This window comes from Pseudomonas helleri (assembly GCF_045830615.1).
Lineage (GTDB): Bacteria > Pseudomonadota > Gammaproteobacteria > Pseudomonadales > Pseudomonadaceae > Aquipseudomonas > Aquipseudomonas helleri.
In genome coordinates, this window is the sequence record NZ_CP174501.1 from 5,624,425 (window position 1) to 5,638,943 (window position 14,519).

Sequence of the window (14,519 nt, forward strand, 5' to 3'; positions counted from 1 at the left end):
GAAATACGATGATTCGCAGCCTGTTGGCCTCTTCTCGATACCTGATGTCTTTCATGCTCATAGCCGGCGTGCTGTTGAGCGGCTGTGCGTCCACGGGCAGCAACTCGCTGGGCATGGGTGCTCCGGCGCCGGACCCGCGTTTGACCCAAGGCACGGATGCCCAGTTCTTTAGCAAGTCGGGCTATCAGGCGTGTGCGATGGGCGCGGGCGCTGCGGTGCTGGCCTGTGTGCTGGGCAACCCCGGCAACAAGGCGGTGTGCATGATCGCGGCGGGTGTGGCCGCCTGTGGCGTGGCGATGGGGGCTAACTACTACGTGGATCAGCGTCGCAGCGAATATGCCGACACCAATCAGCGTTTGCAGAAGTACAACAGCGACGTGCAGTTGGACACGCAAAAAGTCGTGATGCGCACCGCCACTGCGCAGCAAGTTATTAACGATGACAAAGCGCAGGTTGAGCAGATCAAGCGCGATTTGGCGAGCAAGAAAATCGACCAGGCCCAGGCGCAAAAGCAGATCGCGAGCATCGACAGCAACATCGACCAACTGCGTCTTGAAGTTAAAAACATGCAGAGCAAAGTCACCGGCTACAACGAGGCCATGAAAGTTGAGCGCAGCCAGGGCGCCGGCCCTGAGATCCAGCAAATCGACGCCAACATCGCCAAGATGAACGAGAAAGTCGCCAGCCTGCAAAAAGAAGTCGATGGCTTGTACAGCCAGCGCTCCGCGATCACCTTGGGTTGAAGCCATGAACGTACGATTGTTAGGTGTGGTGGGGACGGTGTTGGCGTTGTCCGGTTGCGCCACCCAGCCGGGTGAGTGCGATGCCGGTAATCGCGACGCCGGTCTGTTCACCAAGGTGAACTGTGATGCGGGCGGTGGCTACCGTGCGCAGATTCAGCAAAACGAACTCGCATTGGCCCAGTCGCAGCAAGAAAACGCGATGTTCCATCAGGTCTACGAGGACATTGCCGCGCAACAAGCTGCCTCCCGGGCCAACGTGAAGGCGCAGCAACAGGCCCAGGCGACGCTGAACCAGTCGCTGAATAAATTGCTCGGCTCGCTCAAGGCGCGCACCGGCAACAAAGCCCAGGTACAGCAGCAGATCGCAGGTCTGGAGCAACAGCTCAAGGCCGCGCAGGCTGCACCGGTGAGTACCTCGGACCCGGCGCAGATGGCAGCCAAGCAGCAGGAGCTTAATGCGCTGCATAAGAAAGTTAACCAGCTGCAATTCAGCCTCGGTTACGAGTAAGCCGTGCAGGCCAGACCGTCGGCGGCCCAGTGCCGCCGACACTGTTTTCAGGAACCTAAACGATGCAGCGCATTACTCGGGATGAGCACGCCAGCCCCACGGGGCCAGGCGCGCTAGAAGCTAAAATCGCGCTGATCCTCAAGCACTTCCCGCCGTCGGTGGCGAGCGTTTACGCGATCCCGCGGATCGGCAGCGGCCAAGTGCTGGAGTGGTGGAGCGAGCTGGGTGGCCAGCCCACACGTTTTCATGACTTGAGCGAGGCTCAGCAGGCGGCCTTGCTGGCGCGTTATCACCAGCGCCAAGCCAGCCTGGGCTTGTTGGCCGATGAGCTGGTTGCGCGCGGTGAGGCCGAGCAAGCGGCCAGTTTGCGCGGGCTGATTGGCCCGCCGGACCTCAACAACCTGTACAGCATCAACGGTGATCCGGTGGTGGTGCGTTGGGGCCTCAAGCCGCCTGCGCCTGCTGCGGTTACACCGCCCGCTGCTGGCCCGCGACCTGTGGTAGTGCGACGGCTGTGGCGCGGTTGGCCGTGGCTGTTTCTCGGGCTGTTGCTGTTGGGCCTGTTGCTGTGGGCGCTGTGGCATTGGCGATTGCCGCCGATGAACCTGTGGTCGAACTCAAGCAGCTACGCCTGCCGCGTCAAAGCGCCGAGCCATCAAGAGTTGCCGCCTGAGTTTGTGGTGATTCTGGACACGTCGGGCTCCATGAACCTCAACATCAACGCGACCAAAGCCGATGAAGACTGGTACTTCGGCACACGGCCGACACCGGACGATGACGACCCGCGTACGGTCAAAATCTTCAGCCCGAACACCCGTCTTGATGTGGCCAAGGCGTCGTTGTCCCGGATGATCAACAACCTGCACCCGGACATCGACACGCGGCTGATGACCTTCGCCGGGTGTTTTCAACAGCCGGATCATGGCGTGTTCACCGCGGCTCAGCGGCCACAACTGATTGCAGGTATCCAAGGGTTGCACGCTAACGAAGGCACGCCTTTGGCGGCCAGCCTGAAAAAAGCCGCGCGCAAGGTGGATGGTCGTGACCGGGATGCGGTGATTGTGATGTTCGTCGACGGCGACGATGGTTGTGATCAAAACGTGTGCAAAGTGGCGCAGGACATCGCCATTGAGCAGCCGCGCTTGCACGTCAACGTGGTCAATATCGGCGACAGTTCGCTGTCCAACTGCATTGCTGAAAACACCGGCGGGAGCATTTACTCCAGCCGCAACGCCAGTGATTTGGCCGATGCGCTACAAGCGGCAACGCAGGCGGTATCGGAGTGTGAGTAAACGAGGTAGCCGGATGTGTTCAAAGCATCCGGCTTCCATTGCGCCGATTGCGGGCTTATCAGTGCTGCAAGATCTTGGACAGAAAGCTGCGAGCGCGGTCTGAGCGCGGCGCGCTGAAGAACTCTTCTGATTTCACGTCTTCAATAATCTCGCCACCGTCCATAAACACCACGCGATCCGCCACTTTGCGGGCGAAGCCCATTTCGTGGGTGACGCACATCATGGTCATGCCCTCGCCCGCCAGTTCAACCATGACGTCCAGGACTTCGTTGACCATCTCCGGGTCCAGCGCTGAGGTTGGTTCATCGAAGAGCATGGCGATGGGGTCCATGGCCAGCGCCCGGGCAATGGCGACGCGCTGCTGCTGACCGCCCGACAACTGAATGGGGTACTTGTGGGCGTGGCTTTTGAGCCCTACCCGTTCAAGCAGCGCCATGCCTTTTTGGGTTGCCGCGTGGCGGTCTCGGCCCAAGACCTTGATTTGCGCCAGGTTGAGGTTGTCGATGATGCTCAGGTGCGGGAACAGTTCGAAATGCTGGAAGACCATCCCGACCTTGGCGCGCAAGGTGGGCAAATCGACGCCCTTGCCGGTTACCGGCTGGTTCTCGATGAAGATATCGCCCTCTTGCACGGGCTCCAGACCGTTGACGCATTTGATCAGGGTGCTCTTGCCTGAGCCGGAGGGGCCGCACACCACCACCACTTCACCGCGGGCAAGCTCAGTGGTGCAGTTCTTCAAAACCTGGAAGTTGCCGTACCATTTGCTCAGGTTGTTCATCTGGATCATGCGGTTTTCCCTACGTTTGTTTTCAGGCGTTTGCTCAGGCTGGACAGCAGGTAACAGATCACCAGATAGACCAAGGCAACGAATAGATACAGCTCGACCAGACGCCCGTCACGCTGCGCGAACTTGCTCGCGGCACCGGTGAAGTCGGCGATGGACAGTACGTACACCAGTGAGGTGTCTTGAAACAGAATGATGGTCTGGGTCAGCAACAGCGGCGCCATGCGCCGCAGGGCTTGCGGCAGGATCACATAGAACATCGCTTGCGTCGGGCGCAGACCAAGGGCCGCCGCCGCTTGCTTCTGGCCGGGGCTGATGCTCTGGATGCCGCCGCGAATGATTTCGCTGTAGTACGCCGCCTCGAACATGCAGAACGTCACAAAGGCCGTGACCACCGGGCCGATCTGCACGGGGCGTTCAGTGCCGAAGGTCATTTGCAGCAACAGCGGCATCAAAAAGTAGAACCAGAAAATCACCAGCACCAGCGGGATGCTGCGCATGACCGTGACGTAACCCAAGGCAAAGCCACGCAGTACGCGGTTGTGCGACAGGCGCATGATGGCCAGCAGGGTGCCCGTGATGATGCCCACCGACATGGCGACAAAGGTCAGCAACAAGGTGAATTTAAGGCCGTTCCACAGGGCGGGCATGGCCCGGACAATAACGCTCGGATCTAAATCAAACATGACTACCTCGTCGCGCCGCGAATGGTCAGGGAACGTTCGATATGGCCCATGACGAAGGTCACCAGCAGCGAAATGACCACATAAATCAGGGTCGCCGCGCTGAATGCCTCGAAGGTGTTGAACGAGTATTCACTGATGTTGCGCGCTTGCGCGGTCAGCTCCATCAAGCCGATGGTCAGCGCCACCGATGAGTTCTTGAGGGTGTTCAACGCCTCGGAAGTCAGTGGCGGGAAGACCACGCGGATCGCTTGTGGCAACAGCACTTGAAGGTACATCTGGTAGGGCCGCAGGCCCAACGCCAACGCCGCACCGCGCTGCCCGTGCGCCACCGATTCAATGCCGGCCTTGAACAGCTCCGAAAGCTTGGCCGAGGTAAACAGGGTCAATGCCACCACCGCACTGAAAAATGACGGATAGGGCAAATCCTGTTTGAGGTAATCCCCGGCCGAAACGGGTAATAACTCGGGCAGGACGAAGAAGCAGATGAACATCTGCACCAGCAGCGGAATATTGCGAAACACTTCGGTGTAGAGGTTGCACAGCCACACCACGGGGCGCAGCGTGGTGGTGCGCAGGGTGCCCACCAAACCACCGATCAAAAACGCCAGGATGAACGCCGCCAGTGTGGTGGCCAACGTCCAGCTGGTGCCGGTAATCAGCCAATGCAGATACGACGAAGACTCTCCGGGAGCGTGCTCCCAAAAAATACTCCAGTTCCAGTTGTAATCCATGAAGCACCAACCTTTGAAAGGAGATAGAGGTCGTTGCACACTCTGCTCCCGGCCAACCAAGCGCCTCCTTGTCTTTGACTGGCTGGAATCAGAACGCTTGAGACGGTGGAATCAGACGCCGGTGTCGTTCGGGTGGGCGATGGCTTTTATCAAGGCATCACTCATCGGCAGGTTGATCACGATGTCTTTGGGCGGGATGGGTTTGAGGAACCATTTCGGATAAATCGTATCGATCTCGCCAGAGCTGTACAGCTGGCTCAAGACGCCGTCGGCGAAGGTTTTGAACTGCGGGTCGTTCTTGCGAATACCGATGGCATACGGCTCGGCAGACATAGGCTCGGGCAGCAAGGTGTAGGCATTCGGGTTGCGGCTTTGCGCGATGGTGGCCATCAACTGCACGTCGTCGTTGATGTAAGCGACGGCGCGGCCGGTCTCCAGCATCAAGAAGGCTTCGCCGCTGTCCTTGGCGTTGAGGATCTTCAGGCCCAGGTCTTTTTCGCGGTTGAGGTTTTTGGTGATCCACTCGCCGCTGCCGCCGGTAATGACCACCACGGCCTTGCCTTTGAGGTCGGCAACACTGGTAAGCCCGGAGGCTTTCTTCACCGCATATTTGGCGCTGGCGACATAGCTGGTGAACAGGAAGCCGATTTGTTTCTGACGCTCAACGGTGTTGGTGGTGACGCCGCATTCCAGGTCAATGGTGCCGTTGATCAGCAGAGGCGTGCGGGTGGCAGCAACCACCGAGACGTACTGGGTCTTGAGGTTGGGTTCGCCGACTTTAACCTTGATCTGGTCCACGATTTTTTGGCACAGCTCGATGCTGTAGCCGATGGGTTGCTGGTCATCGTTCAGATAAGAAAAAGGCAAAGAGGCGTCACGGTACCCGAGGGTAACGGTGCCTGATTCCTTGATTTTTTTTAAGGTTCCGGTGAGGTCTTCAGCCTGAACAGCGGTGCACAGACAAGCACCGACAATAAGGGCAAGCAGCTTTTTCTTGTGATCGAACATGGGGATCTCCGACTATTTTTATGGCAGCTTTTGCACAGCAAAGGACGAAGGTTTTAGCGCAAGGCTGAAAGGGCTTCGTTGATACGGATGACAGCTTTTTTTATGTGGTCGCGAGAGGTCGCAAACGACAGCCGAAAGTACCCTGGCAGGCCAAAGGCCAAGCCCGGTACGACAGCGACTCCAGCGTGATCGAGCAGATACGCAGACAGTTCAACATCATCGCCAATGACTTGCCCTTGAGGGCTGACGCGGCCCAGCAACTGGCTGCATTCGGGGAAGGCATAAAATGCACCGGCGGGCGCGTCGATACGCAAACCGGCGCATTCACGCAGCCCCTCGACCAACAAGCGGCCGCGCTCGGCGTACTCGCGGGCGCTGCTGGCGACGAAGTCTTGCGGGCCGTCCAGCGCGGCGCGGGACGCTTCTTGAGAAATGGCACTTGCGCCTGAGGTGCTTTGCGACTGGATCTTGCTGACTGCTGCGATCAGCGCTTTGGGCCCTGCGGCGTAACCGATGCGCCAGCCCGTCATGGCATACGCCTTGGCCACGCCATTGATCAACAAGGTGCGTTCGCGCAGTTGCGGGCATGCGGTGGCGAAGGAGACAAAGGGTTGGTCAGCCAGCAACACGTGCTCGTAAATCTCGTCAGACATCACCAATACATTGGGGAAGTCCTCCAGCACTTTGCCCAGGGCTTGCAGCTCGGCTTCGGTGTAAATGGCGCCGCTCGGATTGGACGGTGTGTTGAGGATCAGCCAGCGCGATTTGTCATTGAGTTGGGCGCGCAATGCCTGCGGGCTGAGCTTGAAGCCGACGTCGATGCCGCAGTGCACCACGCGTGGGGTGCCGCCATTGAGCGTGACAATATCGGAATAGGACACCCAGTACGGCGCCGGGATGATGACCTCGTCACCGGCTTCGAGGGTGGCCATGAACGTATTGAAAATGACCTGCTTGGCGCCGTTGCCGACACTGATCTCATCAACGCTGTAGGTCAGGCCGTTTTCGCGCTGCAGTTTGCGCGAGATCGCCTGGCGCAGGGCGAGCGTGCCTTGGGGGGCGGTGTAGCGGGTATGGCCGTCACGCATGGCCTGGCAGGCCGCGTCGATGATATGCGCAGGGGTGTCGAAGTCAGGTTCGCCCAGGCTCATGTCGACAATATCGCGGCCTTGGCTGGCCAATTCTTTGGCGCGCATGGAAATAACCATGCTGGGGGACGAAGAGATCTGTTTGACGCGCTGGCTTTCGAAACTCATGAAAATACCCGCCTGTTGTGGAGGTTCGTAGAGAGTCACTCTACGCCTACTATTGTTGTACGACATGGTATGACAACGAGATCTGTTTTCGCAATCGGCAATCTGCATTGAAATCAGGAAAAATACGAGCGTCTGCTGATTTATTTGAGGTGCGGTCTGAATGACTTAAAAACTGAAGGGGATCCTCAAGGACGGGCAAACAACAGGACCTGTATAGGTAAGTGCGGGAGATTGAACAGGTGATAAAAGCGAGACGGCATTCGTGTTCTTGAGCGTTTCAAATTCATGTTGTACGATGACATACGACATCAGCACGGGCTGACGTCTTTCTGAAGCGTATTACTCAGGGTGTTCGAATAATGAATCCACAAGAACTGAAGTCCATCCTCTCGTCTGGCCTGCTGTCTTTTCCGCTCACCGATTTCAATGCTCAGGGTGATTTTCACCGTGAGGGCTACATCAAGCGCCTGGAATGGCTGGCCCCGTATGGCGCATCGGCCCTGTTCGCGGCAGGCGGCACCGGTGAGTTTTTCTCTCTGGCGGCCAGTGAATACTCGCAAGTGATCAAAACCGCGGTCGATACCTGCGCCACCAGCGTGCCGATTCTGGCCGGTGTCGGCGGCTCTACCCGTCAGGCCATCGAATACGCGCAAGAAGCCGAGCGCCTGGGCGCCAAAGGGCTGCTGTTGTTGCCGCATTACCTGACCGAAGCCAGCCAGGACGGCGTGGCCGCCCACGTTGAGGCGGTGTGCAAGTCGGTGAATATCGGTGTGGTGGTCTACAACCGTAACGTCTGCCGTTTGACCGCGCCGCTGCTGGAGCGCCTGGCAGAACGCTGCCCGAATCTGATTGGCTACAAGGACGGCTTGGGCGACATCGAACTGATGGTCTCGATCCGCCGTCGCCTCGGCGACCGCTTCAGCTACCTCGGCGGTTTGCCGACTGCAGAAGTCTACGCCGCAGCGTATAGAGCCTTGGGCGTGCCGGTGTATTCGTCGGCGGTGTTCAACTTCATCCCGAAAACCGCGATGGAGTTCTACCACGCCATTGCCCGCGAAGATCACGACACCGTGGGCAAGCTCATCGACGACTTCTTCCTGCCGTACCTGGACATCCGCAACCGCAAAGCGGGCTACGCCGTGAGCATCGTCAAGGCCGGGGCCACCATTTCTGGCCATAGCGCAGGCCCGGTGCGCGCCCCGCTGACCGATTTGTTGCCGGAAGAATACGAAGCGCTGGCGGCGTTGATTCACAAGCAAGGCCCGCAGTAAGCGTTCAGTGCGCCTGTAGGAGCGAGCTTGTCTCGCGATCTTTTTAAAAAATCAAAAGATCGCGAGGCGAGCTCGCTCCTACAGGGGGGGAATTGTCATATCCGGTATCCATTCCCCGCCACCCTTGGCTCATGATTCGCGCAGGATGCGTGCTTTGCGAACTCAAGGAATGAGTCATGTCTCTGGCGATTGTGTATAGCCGCGCCCAAGTGGGCGTCGAGGCGCCCGTGGTGACGGTCGAAGCGCATCTGGCCAATGGGTTGCCCGCGCTGACCTTGGTCGGGCTGCCGGAAACCGCGGTCAAAGAAAGCAAAGACCGGGTCCGCAGCGCGATTATCAATTCCAGCCTGGAGTTTCCCGCGCGTCGTATCACCCTCAATCTGGCGCCCGCCGACCTGCCCAAGGACGGCGGGCGTTTTGATTTGGCCATCGCGCTGGGCATTCTGGCCGCCAGCGGGCAACTGCCCATCAAGGCGCTGGAGCAAGTGGAGTGTTTGGGTGAGTTGGCGCTGTCGGGGGCCATTCGGCCCGTGCAGGGCGTGTTGCCTGCCGCATTGGCGGCGCGGGCGGCGGGCCGGGTTTTGGTGGTGCCGCTGGCGAACGCCGAGGAGGCATGTCTGGCCTCGGGGCTGACGGTGATCGCGGTCGAGCATTTGCTCCAAGCCGTGGCGCATTTTGCTGGCCGCGCGGTGATTGAACCCTATGTGGCCAGCGGCCTGCTGCACGTGAGCAAACCGTATCCCGATTTGAGTGATGTGCAGGGCCAACTGTCGGCCAAGCGGGCGCTGTTGATCGCCGCCGCAGGCAGCCACAATCTGCTTTTTACCGGGCCGCCGGGCACCGGTAAAACCTTGCTGGCCAGCCGCCTGCCCGGTTTGCTGCCGCCGCTCAACGAGCAAGAGGCGCTGGAAGTGGCGGCCATCCAGTCAGTGGCCAGCCATGTGCCGCTGAGCTGCTGGCCGCAGCGCCCGTTTCGTCAGCCGCACCATTCGGCCTCCGGCCCGGCGCTGGTGGGCGGCGGCTCAAAACCGCAGCCTGGCGAAATCACCCTGGCGCACCACGGGGTGTTGTTTCTGGATGAACTGCCCGAGTTCGACCGTAAAGTCCTCGAAGTGCTCAGAGAACCCATGGAATCTGGTTTTATCGTGATCGCCCGTGCGCGGGACCGCATGCGCTTTCCGGCGCGCTTTCAACTGGTCGCCGCCATGAATCCCTGCCCGTGTGGTTATTTGGGGGAGCCGACGGGGCGCTGTCGCTGCACCCCGGAACAGGTCCAGCGCTACCGCAACAAACTCTCCGGGCCGCTGCTCGACCGGATTGACCTGCACCTGACCGTGGCCCGTGAAACCACCGCACTCAACCCCCCGCTCGCCTCGGCAGACACCACCGCCAACGCCGCTGGACTCGTCGCGGCGGCGCGCGAGCGCCAGTTACAACGCCAAGGCTGTACCAATGCGTTTCTCGACCTGCCCGGCGTTAGAGCCCAGTGCACCCTGACTGACGTGGACAACACCTGGCTGGAAACCGCATGCGAACGCATGACCTTGTCACTCAGGGCCGCGCACCGTTTATTGAAAGTGGCGCGCACATTGGCGGACCTGGAACAGGTTGAATCCATTGAACGCAAGCACCTGGCGGAGGCGTTGCAGTACCGGCCAGCCAGCGGCTGAGTGCTACGGTTTTACTGCCGTTGCTCCACCGCCGGTAGCTCCATCACCGCCACTTCATGCAGTAAAAAGTCACTCAGGCGGCGCAAGCGCTCGCCGCCGGGCCGGGTTTTGGGCCAGACCAAATAGTAGTTTTCGCCACTGGCCACTGCCGTGGGGAATGGCAGGCTCAAGCGGTTTTGGGCAACGTCCTCGGCCACCATCAGCAAGTCGCCCATGGAAATGCCGTAGCCGCGTGCGGCGGCGATCATGCCCAGTTCCAGGGTGTCGAACACTTGCCCGCCCTTGAGCGAAACCTGGCCGCTGAGGCCCATGCAATCGAGCCAGCGCCGCCAGTCCCGACGGTCTGGCGTAGGGTGCAGCAGTTCGGTGCCCGCAAGCCGCTTTGCGTCCCAGGGCTGTTCGTCCAGCAGGTTGGGGGCGCCCACCGGGATCAGCATTTCGGCAAACAACAACGTGGCCTCCCAGTCCGGCGGGAAGTGCCCGTTGCCCAGCAACACGGCGCAGTCGAAAGGCTCCTGATTGAAGTCCACATGGTCGATGTCCATCCAGGCGCTGGTCAGTTGCACCTCGTTGCCCGCCTGCAAGTGGCGAAAGCGGCTCAGGCGGGCCAGCAGCCAGCGCATGGTCAGGGTCGAGGGGGCCTTCATGCGCAAGATGTCATCTTCGGCGCGCAAGGTAATACACGCGCGTTCCAGCGCCCCGAAACCCTCCCGCACCCCCGGCAGCAACAGGCGGGCGGCTTCGGTGAGTTGCAGGGTGCGACCGTTACGCTGAAACAGTCGGCAGGCAAAATGTGCCTCAAGGGTTTTGATATGCCGGCTGACGGCGCTTTGGGTGATCGACAGCTCTTCGCCCGCACGGGTAAACGAACTGTGCCGGGCTGCTGCCTCAAACGCACGCAAGGCATAAAGCGGAGGAAGGCTACGAGACATGAGGATTATTCCTATTGCGCGACATATCTAGACTGTAAATACGTTAAGTAGCATGAGTATTAATCATGCCACTTATCTTTTTTATCCTTTTGCTTAAAACACTCAACACGCCGAGAATCAAGCCTTTCAACGCACACAAAGAAATCTGACCGATGACCAAACAGCATCCAGTACGTATCGAACTCTGGGCCATTTTGCGGCTGGCCGGGCCGCTGATTGCCTCGCAGTTGGCGCACATGCTGATGGTGCTGACCGACACCCTGATGATGGCGCGCCTGAGTCCGGAAGCCTTGGCCGGTGGCAGCCTCGGGGCAGCGACCTATTCGTTCGTGTCGATTTTCTGCATTGGCGTAATTGCTGCCGTTGGTACGCTGGTGTCGATTCGCCAGGGTGCGGGTGACATCGAAGGCGCGACCCGCCTCACGCAAGCCGGCTTGTGGCTGGCCTGGGCGCTGGCGCTGGTCGGTGCGCTGATGTTGTGGAACATCAAGCCGCTGTTGCTGCTGTTCGGCCAGACCCCGACCAACGTTGAGGCCGCCGGGCAATTTTTGCTTCTGCTGCCGCTGGCCTTGCCCGGCTACATGACCTTCATGGCTTTGCGCGGCTTTACCAGCGCCATGGGGCGGGCGACGCCGGTAATGGTCATCAGCCTGATCGGCACCGTGGCCAACTTCTTGCTCAATTACGCGCTGATCACCGGGATGTTCGGCCTGCCCAAGCTGGGCTTGATGGGCATTGGTCTGGTCACGGCAATTGTCGCCACCTGCATGGCGCTGGGCCTGGCCTGGCATATCAGCCGTCACCCGGCCTACGACGCGTATCCGATTCGCCAAGGCTTGTCGCGGATCAATCTGACTTACCTGCGCGAACTGTGGCGCCTCGGCCTGCCGATTGGCGGCACCTATGCGGTTGAGGTCGGGCTGTTTGCCTTCGCGGCGCTGTGCATGGGCACCATGGGCAGTACGCAATTGGCGGCTCACCAGATCGCTTTGCAGATCGTTTCGGTGGCGTTCATGGTGCCGGCCGGGATGTCCTACGCGATCACCATGCGCATCGGCCAGCACTATGGCGCCGCGGATCTGCTGCGTGCACGTCTGGCGGGCCGGGTTGGCATTGGCTTTGGTGCGGCGGTGATGTTGGGGTTTTCGGTGGTGTTCTGGTTCTGGCCGAACGAGTTGATCGGCCTGTTTCTGGACCACAGCGACCCGGCCTTCCGGCCCGTCTTTGAACTGGCTGTTAGCCTGCTGGCAGTGGCGGCCTGGTTTGAATTGTTTGATGGCACGCAAACCATCGCCATGGGCGCGATCCGTGGGCTCAAGGATGCCAAGACCACCTTCTTGGTCGGCCTGTTTTGCTACTGGGTGATCGGCGCCCCGACCGCCTGGCTGATGGCCTTTACCTTCGGTTGGGGCCCGACGGGCGTGTGGTGGGGCTTGGCTATGGGCCTGGCGTTTGCCTCGGTGGGCCTGACCTTGGCCTTCGAATGGAAGATGCGGCGCATGCTCAAGCGCAGCGCGGCGTAAGGGCGGAACCCTAATTGGCCGTTGCCGCAGCAATGGATATGTACATAAAAGCCTCTCTAATCAAGAGCACCCCTCACCCTAGCCCTCTCCCGAAGGAGAGGGAACCGATTGGGGGATGCTGAAGATACTCGCTGTCCTGTTTGATACGCGACAGCGCGGCGTCGAAGACGGGGTGGCAAGCTCCTACAGGGCTGCCTTCGACGCCGAGGCGGTGTGGGCCGCCGCCAAAAATGGGATCAGTTCAGGCATCGGCAGCGGTTTGCTGATCAGAAAGCCTTGCACTTGATCGCAGCCAAATTCGCGCAAAAGTGCCAATTGCGCGCGGGTTTCTACGCCTTCGGCGACCACTTGCAGGTTGAGGTTCTGCGCCAGGTTGAGCATGGCGTGGACCAGTTTGCGGTTTTCTTCGCGCTCTTCCATGCCGCCGACAAAGCTTTTGTCGATCTTCAGCAGGGCAATCGGCAGGCTGTTCAGATGCACAAACGATGAGAAGCCGGTGCCGAAGTCGTCCAGTGAGAAGCGCACGCCCAGCCGCCCCAAGGCGTCCATGGTCTGCTTGACCATGTCGCTGCGGCGCATGACGGCGGTTTCGGTCAGTTCGAACTCCAGCCAGCGGGCGTCGATTCCGTGCTCGGCGATCAAGCGGCTAAGGGTGATCAGCAGTTTGCTGTCCTGGAATTGGCGAAACGACAAGTTGATGGCCATGTGCAAGGCCGTCCAGCCGTTTTCACGCAGCACTTGCATGTCACGCAGTGCGCGCGAAATAACCCAGTAGCCCAGCGGCACGATCAGCCCGCTCTGTTCGGCCAACGGCACGAATTCGCTGGGCGCCAGCAGGCCGCGATCGCCATGGCGCCAGCGCACCAAGGCTTCGAGCCCGACTATGTGGCCGGTGTTCAGGTCCAGGCGCGGCTGGTAGTGCAATTCCAGTTCGTCACGGCGCAAGGCGCGGCGCAACTCGCTTTCGAGGTCGGCGAGGCTGCGGGCGTTGCGGTTAATGCGTTCATCGAACACGTGATACGTGCAGCCCTGGGTGCTTTTGGCCTGCTGCATGGCAATGTGCGCGTGCCACATCAACGGGTCGGCACCCGCGTTGGCGCGGGCATGGGCGATGCCCAGGCTGCAGCCGATCAACAGGCTTTCGCCGTCGATCCAGTAAGACTCGGCCATCACTTCGGTAATGCGCTCAGCCATCCAGGCCGCGCGCTCAGGGGCGCGGCGGGTGTCGATCAGCAAGGCGAATTCGTCGCTGCCCAAACGAGCCAGTTGATCGCATGCTTCGAGCCGGCTTTTAAGGCGCGCCACCACTTGCAAGATCAGGCGGTCGCCGGCCTGATGCCCCAAGGCGTCGTTGGCATGGCGAAAGTTATCGAGGTCCAGATGCCCCAGCGCGAGGCCGTGGCCATCATTTTCAGCCAGCCGCACGGCGAGCAGCGTTTGAAAGCCCTGGCGGTTGGCGATACCGGTCAGAGGGTCTTCTTTGGCCAGGCGGTGCAGCGTCTGTTCGAGGACGCCGCGTTCCTGCACGTGGCGCAGGCTGCGACGCAGCACATCGGTGGTCAACGTTGGGCGGACCCACCAGTCGCTGACACCCTGCGGCGGGGTGTCGGGCTCGGCTTCCAGCAACAAAACTGTGGATAAACGACATCGACCTGCCGCAGGTTGCAGGGCTGGGGTGGTGAGCAACAACGCGTTGTGCGTGTTTTCGAACAGGAAGCTGACCGACTCCCAGTTCGGGGCACACATCAACAGGGCCGCGTTTCCCATGGGCGCCAGACACTCGCGCAATAACGCTGCCCAAGTCGGCTCTTTGGCCAGTAGCAGCAAACGCAAGGGTTCGACAGGCGTAGACAAGCTAGCTCCCTAGACTCTGCATAAATTCAGGCGATGGGCATTATGACGTGCCATTACGTAATGGCAAATGACACCCGTTATCAAATACACCCAGCAAACGCTTATCGAACGACTGACTTAAACGGTCAGGTATCCTGCGGCAAAGTAGCAAAAGCGGCAAATTTAGATAGAGGGCTACGTCACACTGTCGCAGAGTGGCAGCAATATCTGCTCAGCCTGTTAAAATGCCCGCCCTTTTTGCAAGCGATCTTTAATTTCGTC

Annotated in this window: 13 protein-coding genes; 6 read left to right on the forward strand and 7 right to left on the reverse strand. The window is 60.0% G+C overall.

The features are described from left to right. Nucleotides 1-8: 8 nt before the first annotated feature. From ACJJU9_RS25350 to ACJJU9_RS25360, 3 genes are all read left to right on the forward strand, one after another. Entirely contained in the window at nt 9-743 is a 735-nt protein-coding gene (locus tag ACJJU9_RS25350; RefSeq protein WP_273221394.1) for a hypothetical protein, read from the forward strand. A 4-nt stretch (nt 744-747) separates the two neighbouring features. After that, nucleotides 748-1,251 (forward strand): hypothetical protein, encoded by a 504-nt coding sequence (locus tag ACJJU9_RS25355; protein WP_048387159.1) that lies wholly within the window; start codon nt 748-750, stop codon nt 1,249-1,251. Between the two features lie 62 nt (nt 1,252-1,313). Beyond that, nucleotides 1,314-2,543: a hypothetical protein gene (locus ACJJU9_RS25360; RefSeq protein ID WP_407729791.1), complete on the forward strand. Its 1,230-nt coding sequence runs from the start codon at nt 1,314-1,316 to the stop codon at nt 2,541-2,543. A gap of 58 nt (nt 2,544-2,601) precedes the next feature. On the opposite strand, the gene ACJJU9_RS25365 is transcribed toward ACJJU9_RS25360, so the two are convergent. The 5 genes from ACJJU9_RS25365 to ACJJU9_RS25385 form a co-directional block, all read right to left on the reverse strand. Further along, the gene (locus tag ACJJU9_RS25365) at nt 2,602-3,330 is read right to left on the reverse strand and encodes an amino acid ABC transporter ATP-binding protein (protein ID WP_048387155.1); all 729 of its coding nucleotides are present in this window, start codon (nt 3,328-3,330) and stop codon (nt 2,602-2,604) included. After that, complete coding sequence (locus ACJJU9_RS25370; protein ID WP_048387153.1) at nt 3,327-4,013, reverse strand: amino acid ABC transporter permease; 687 nt, start codon at nt 4,011-4,013, stop codon at nt 3,327-3,329. Before ACJJU9_RS25370 ends, ACJJU9_RS25365 begins: the two co-directional genes overlap by 4 nt. Nucleotides 4,014-4,015: 2 nt before the next feature. Beyond that, a complete protein-coding gene (locus ACJJU9_RS25375; protein ID WP_048372545.1) occupies nt 4,016-4,744 on the reverse strand; it encodes an amino acid ABC transporter permease in 729 nt (242 codons plus the stop codon). Nucleotides 4,745-4,855: 111 nt separating this feature from the next. Beyond that, entirely contained in the window at nt 4,856-5,752 is an 897-nt protein-coding gene (locus tag ACJJU9_RS25380) for an amino acid ABC transporter substrate-binding protein (RefSeq protein ID WP_407729792.1), read from the reverse strand. 53 nt (nt 5,753-5,805) lie between these two features. Further along, nucleotides 5,806-7,008 carry a pyridoxal phosphate-dependent aminotransferase gene (locus ACJJU9_RS25385; protein ID WP_407729793.1) on the reverse strand — a complete coding sequence of 401 codons (1,203 nt, stop codon included), beginning with the start codon at nt 7,006-7,008 and terminating at the stop codon, nt 5,806-5,808. A gap of 359 nt (nt 7,009-7,367) precedes the next feature. Here ACJJU9_RS25385 and kdgD point away from each other — a divergent pair, with 359 nt between their 5' ends. Both kdgD and ACJJU9_RS25395 read left to right on the forward strand, forming a co-directional pair. After that, complete coding sequence (gene kdgD, locus ACJJU9_RS25390; RefSeq protein ID WP_048372539.1) at nt 7,368-8,279, forward strand: 5-dehydro-4-deoxyglucarate dehydratase; 912 nt, start codon at nt 7,368-7,370, stop codon at nt 8,277-8,279. Nucleotides 8,280-8,455: 176 nt separating this feature from the next. Then, nucleotides 8,456-9,949, forward strand: a complete 1,494-nt coding sequence (locus tag ACJJU9_RS25395) for a YifB family Mg chelatase-like AAA ATPase (protein WP_153331481.1) — start codon at nt 8,456-8,458, stop codon at nt 9,947-9,949. A gap of 11 nt (nt 9,950-9,960) precedes the next feature. Here ACJJU9_RS25395 and ACJJU9_RS25400 read toward each other — a convergent pair whose 3' ends face one another. Further along, entirely contained in the window at nt 9,961-10,881 is a 921-nt protein-coding gene (locus ACJJU9_RS25400; RefSeq protein WP_048372535.1) for a LysR substrate-binding domain-containing protein, read from the reverse strand. Between the two features lie 152 nt (nt 10,882-11,033). On the opposite strand from ACJJU9_RS25400, the gene ACJJU9_RS25405 reads away from it, so the two are divergent. Next, nucleotides 11,034-12,404: a NorM family multidrug efflux MATE transporter gene (locus ACJJU9_RS25405; RefSeq protein WP_048372533.1), complete on the forward strand. Its 1,371-nt coding sequence runs from the start codon at nt 11,034-11,036 to the stop codon at nt 12,402-12,404. A 183-nt stretch (nt 12,405-12,587) separates the two neighbouring features. Here the strand turns inward: ACJJU9_RS25405 and ACJJU9_RS25410 are convergent, their stop codons facing one another. Continuing rightward, nucleotides 12,588-14,258, reverse strand: a complete 1,671-nt coding sequence (locus ACJJU9_RS25410) for a putative bifunctional diguanylate cyclase/phosphodiesterase (protein ID WP_407729794.1) — start codon at nt 14,256-14,258, stop codon at nt 12,588-12,590. Nucleotides 14,259-14,519 lie beyond the last annotated feature (261 nt).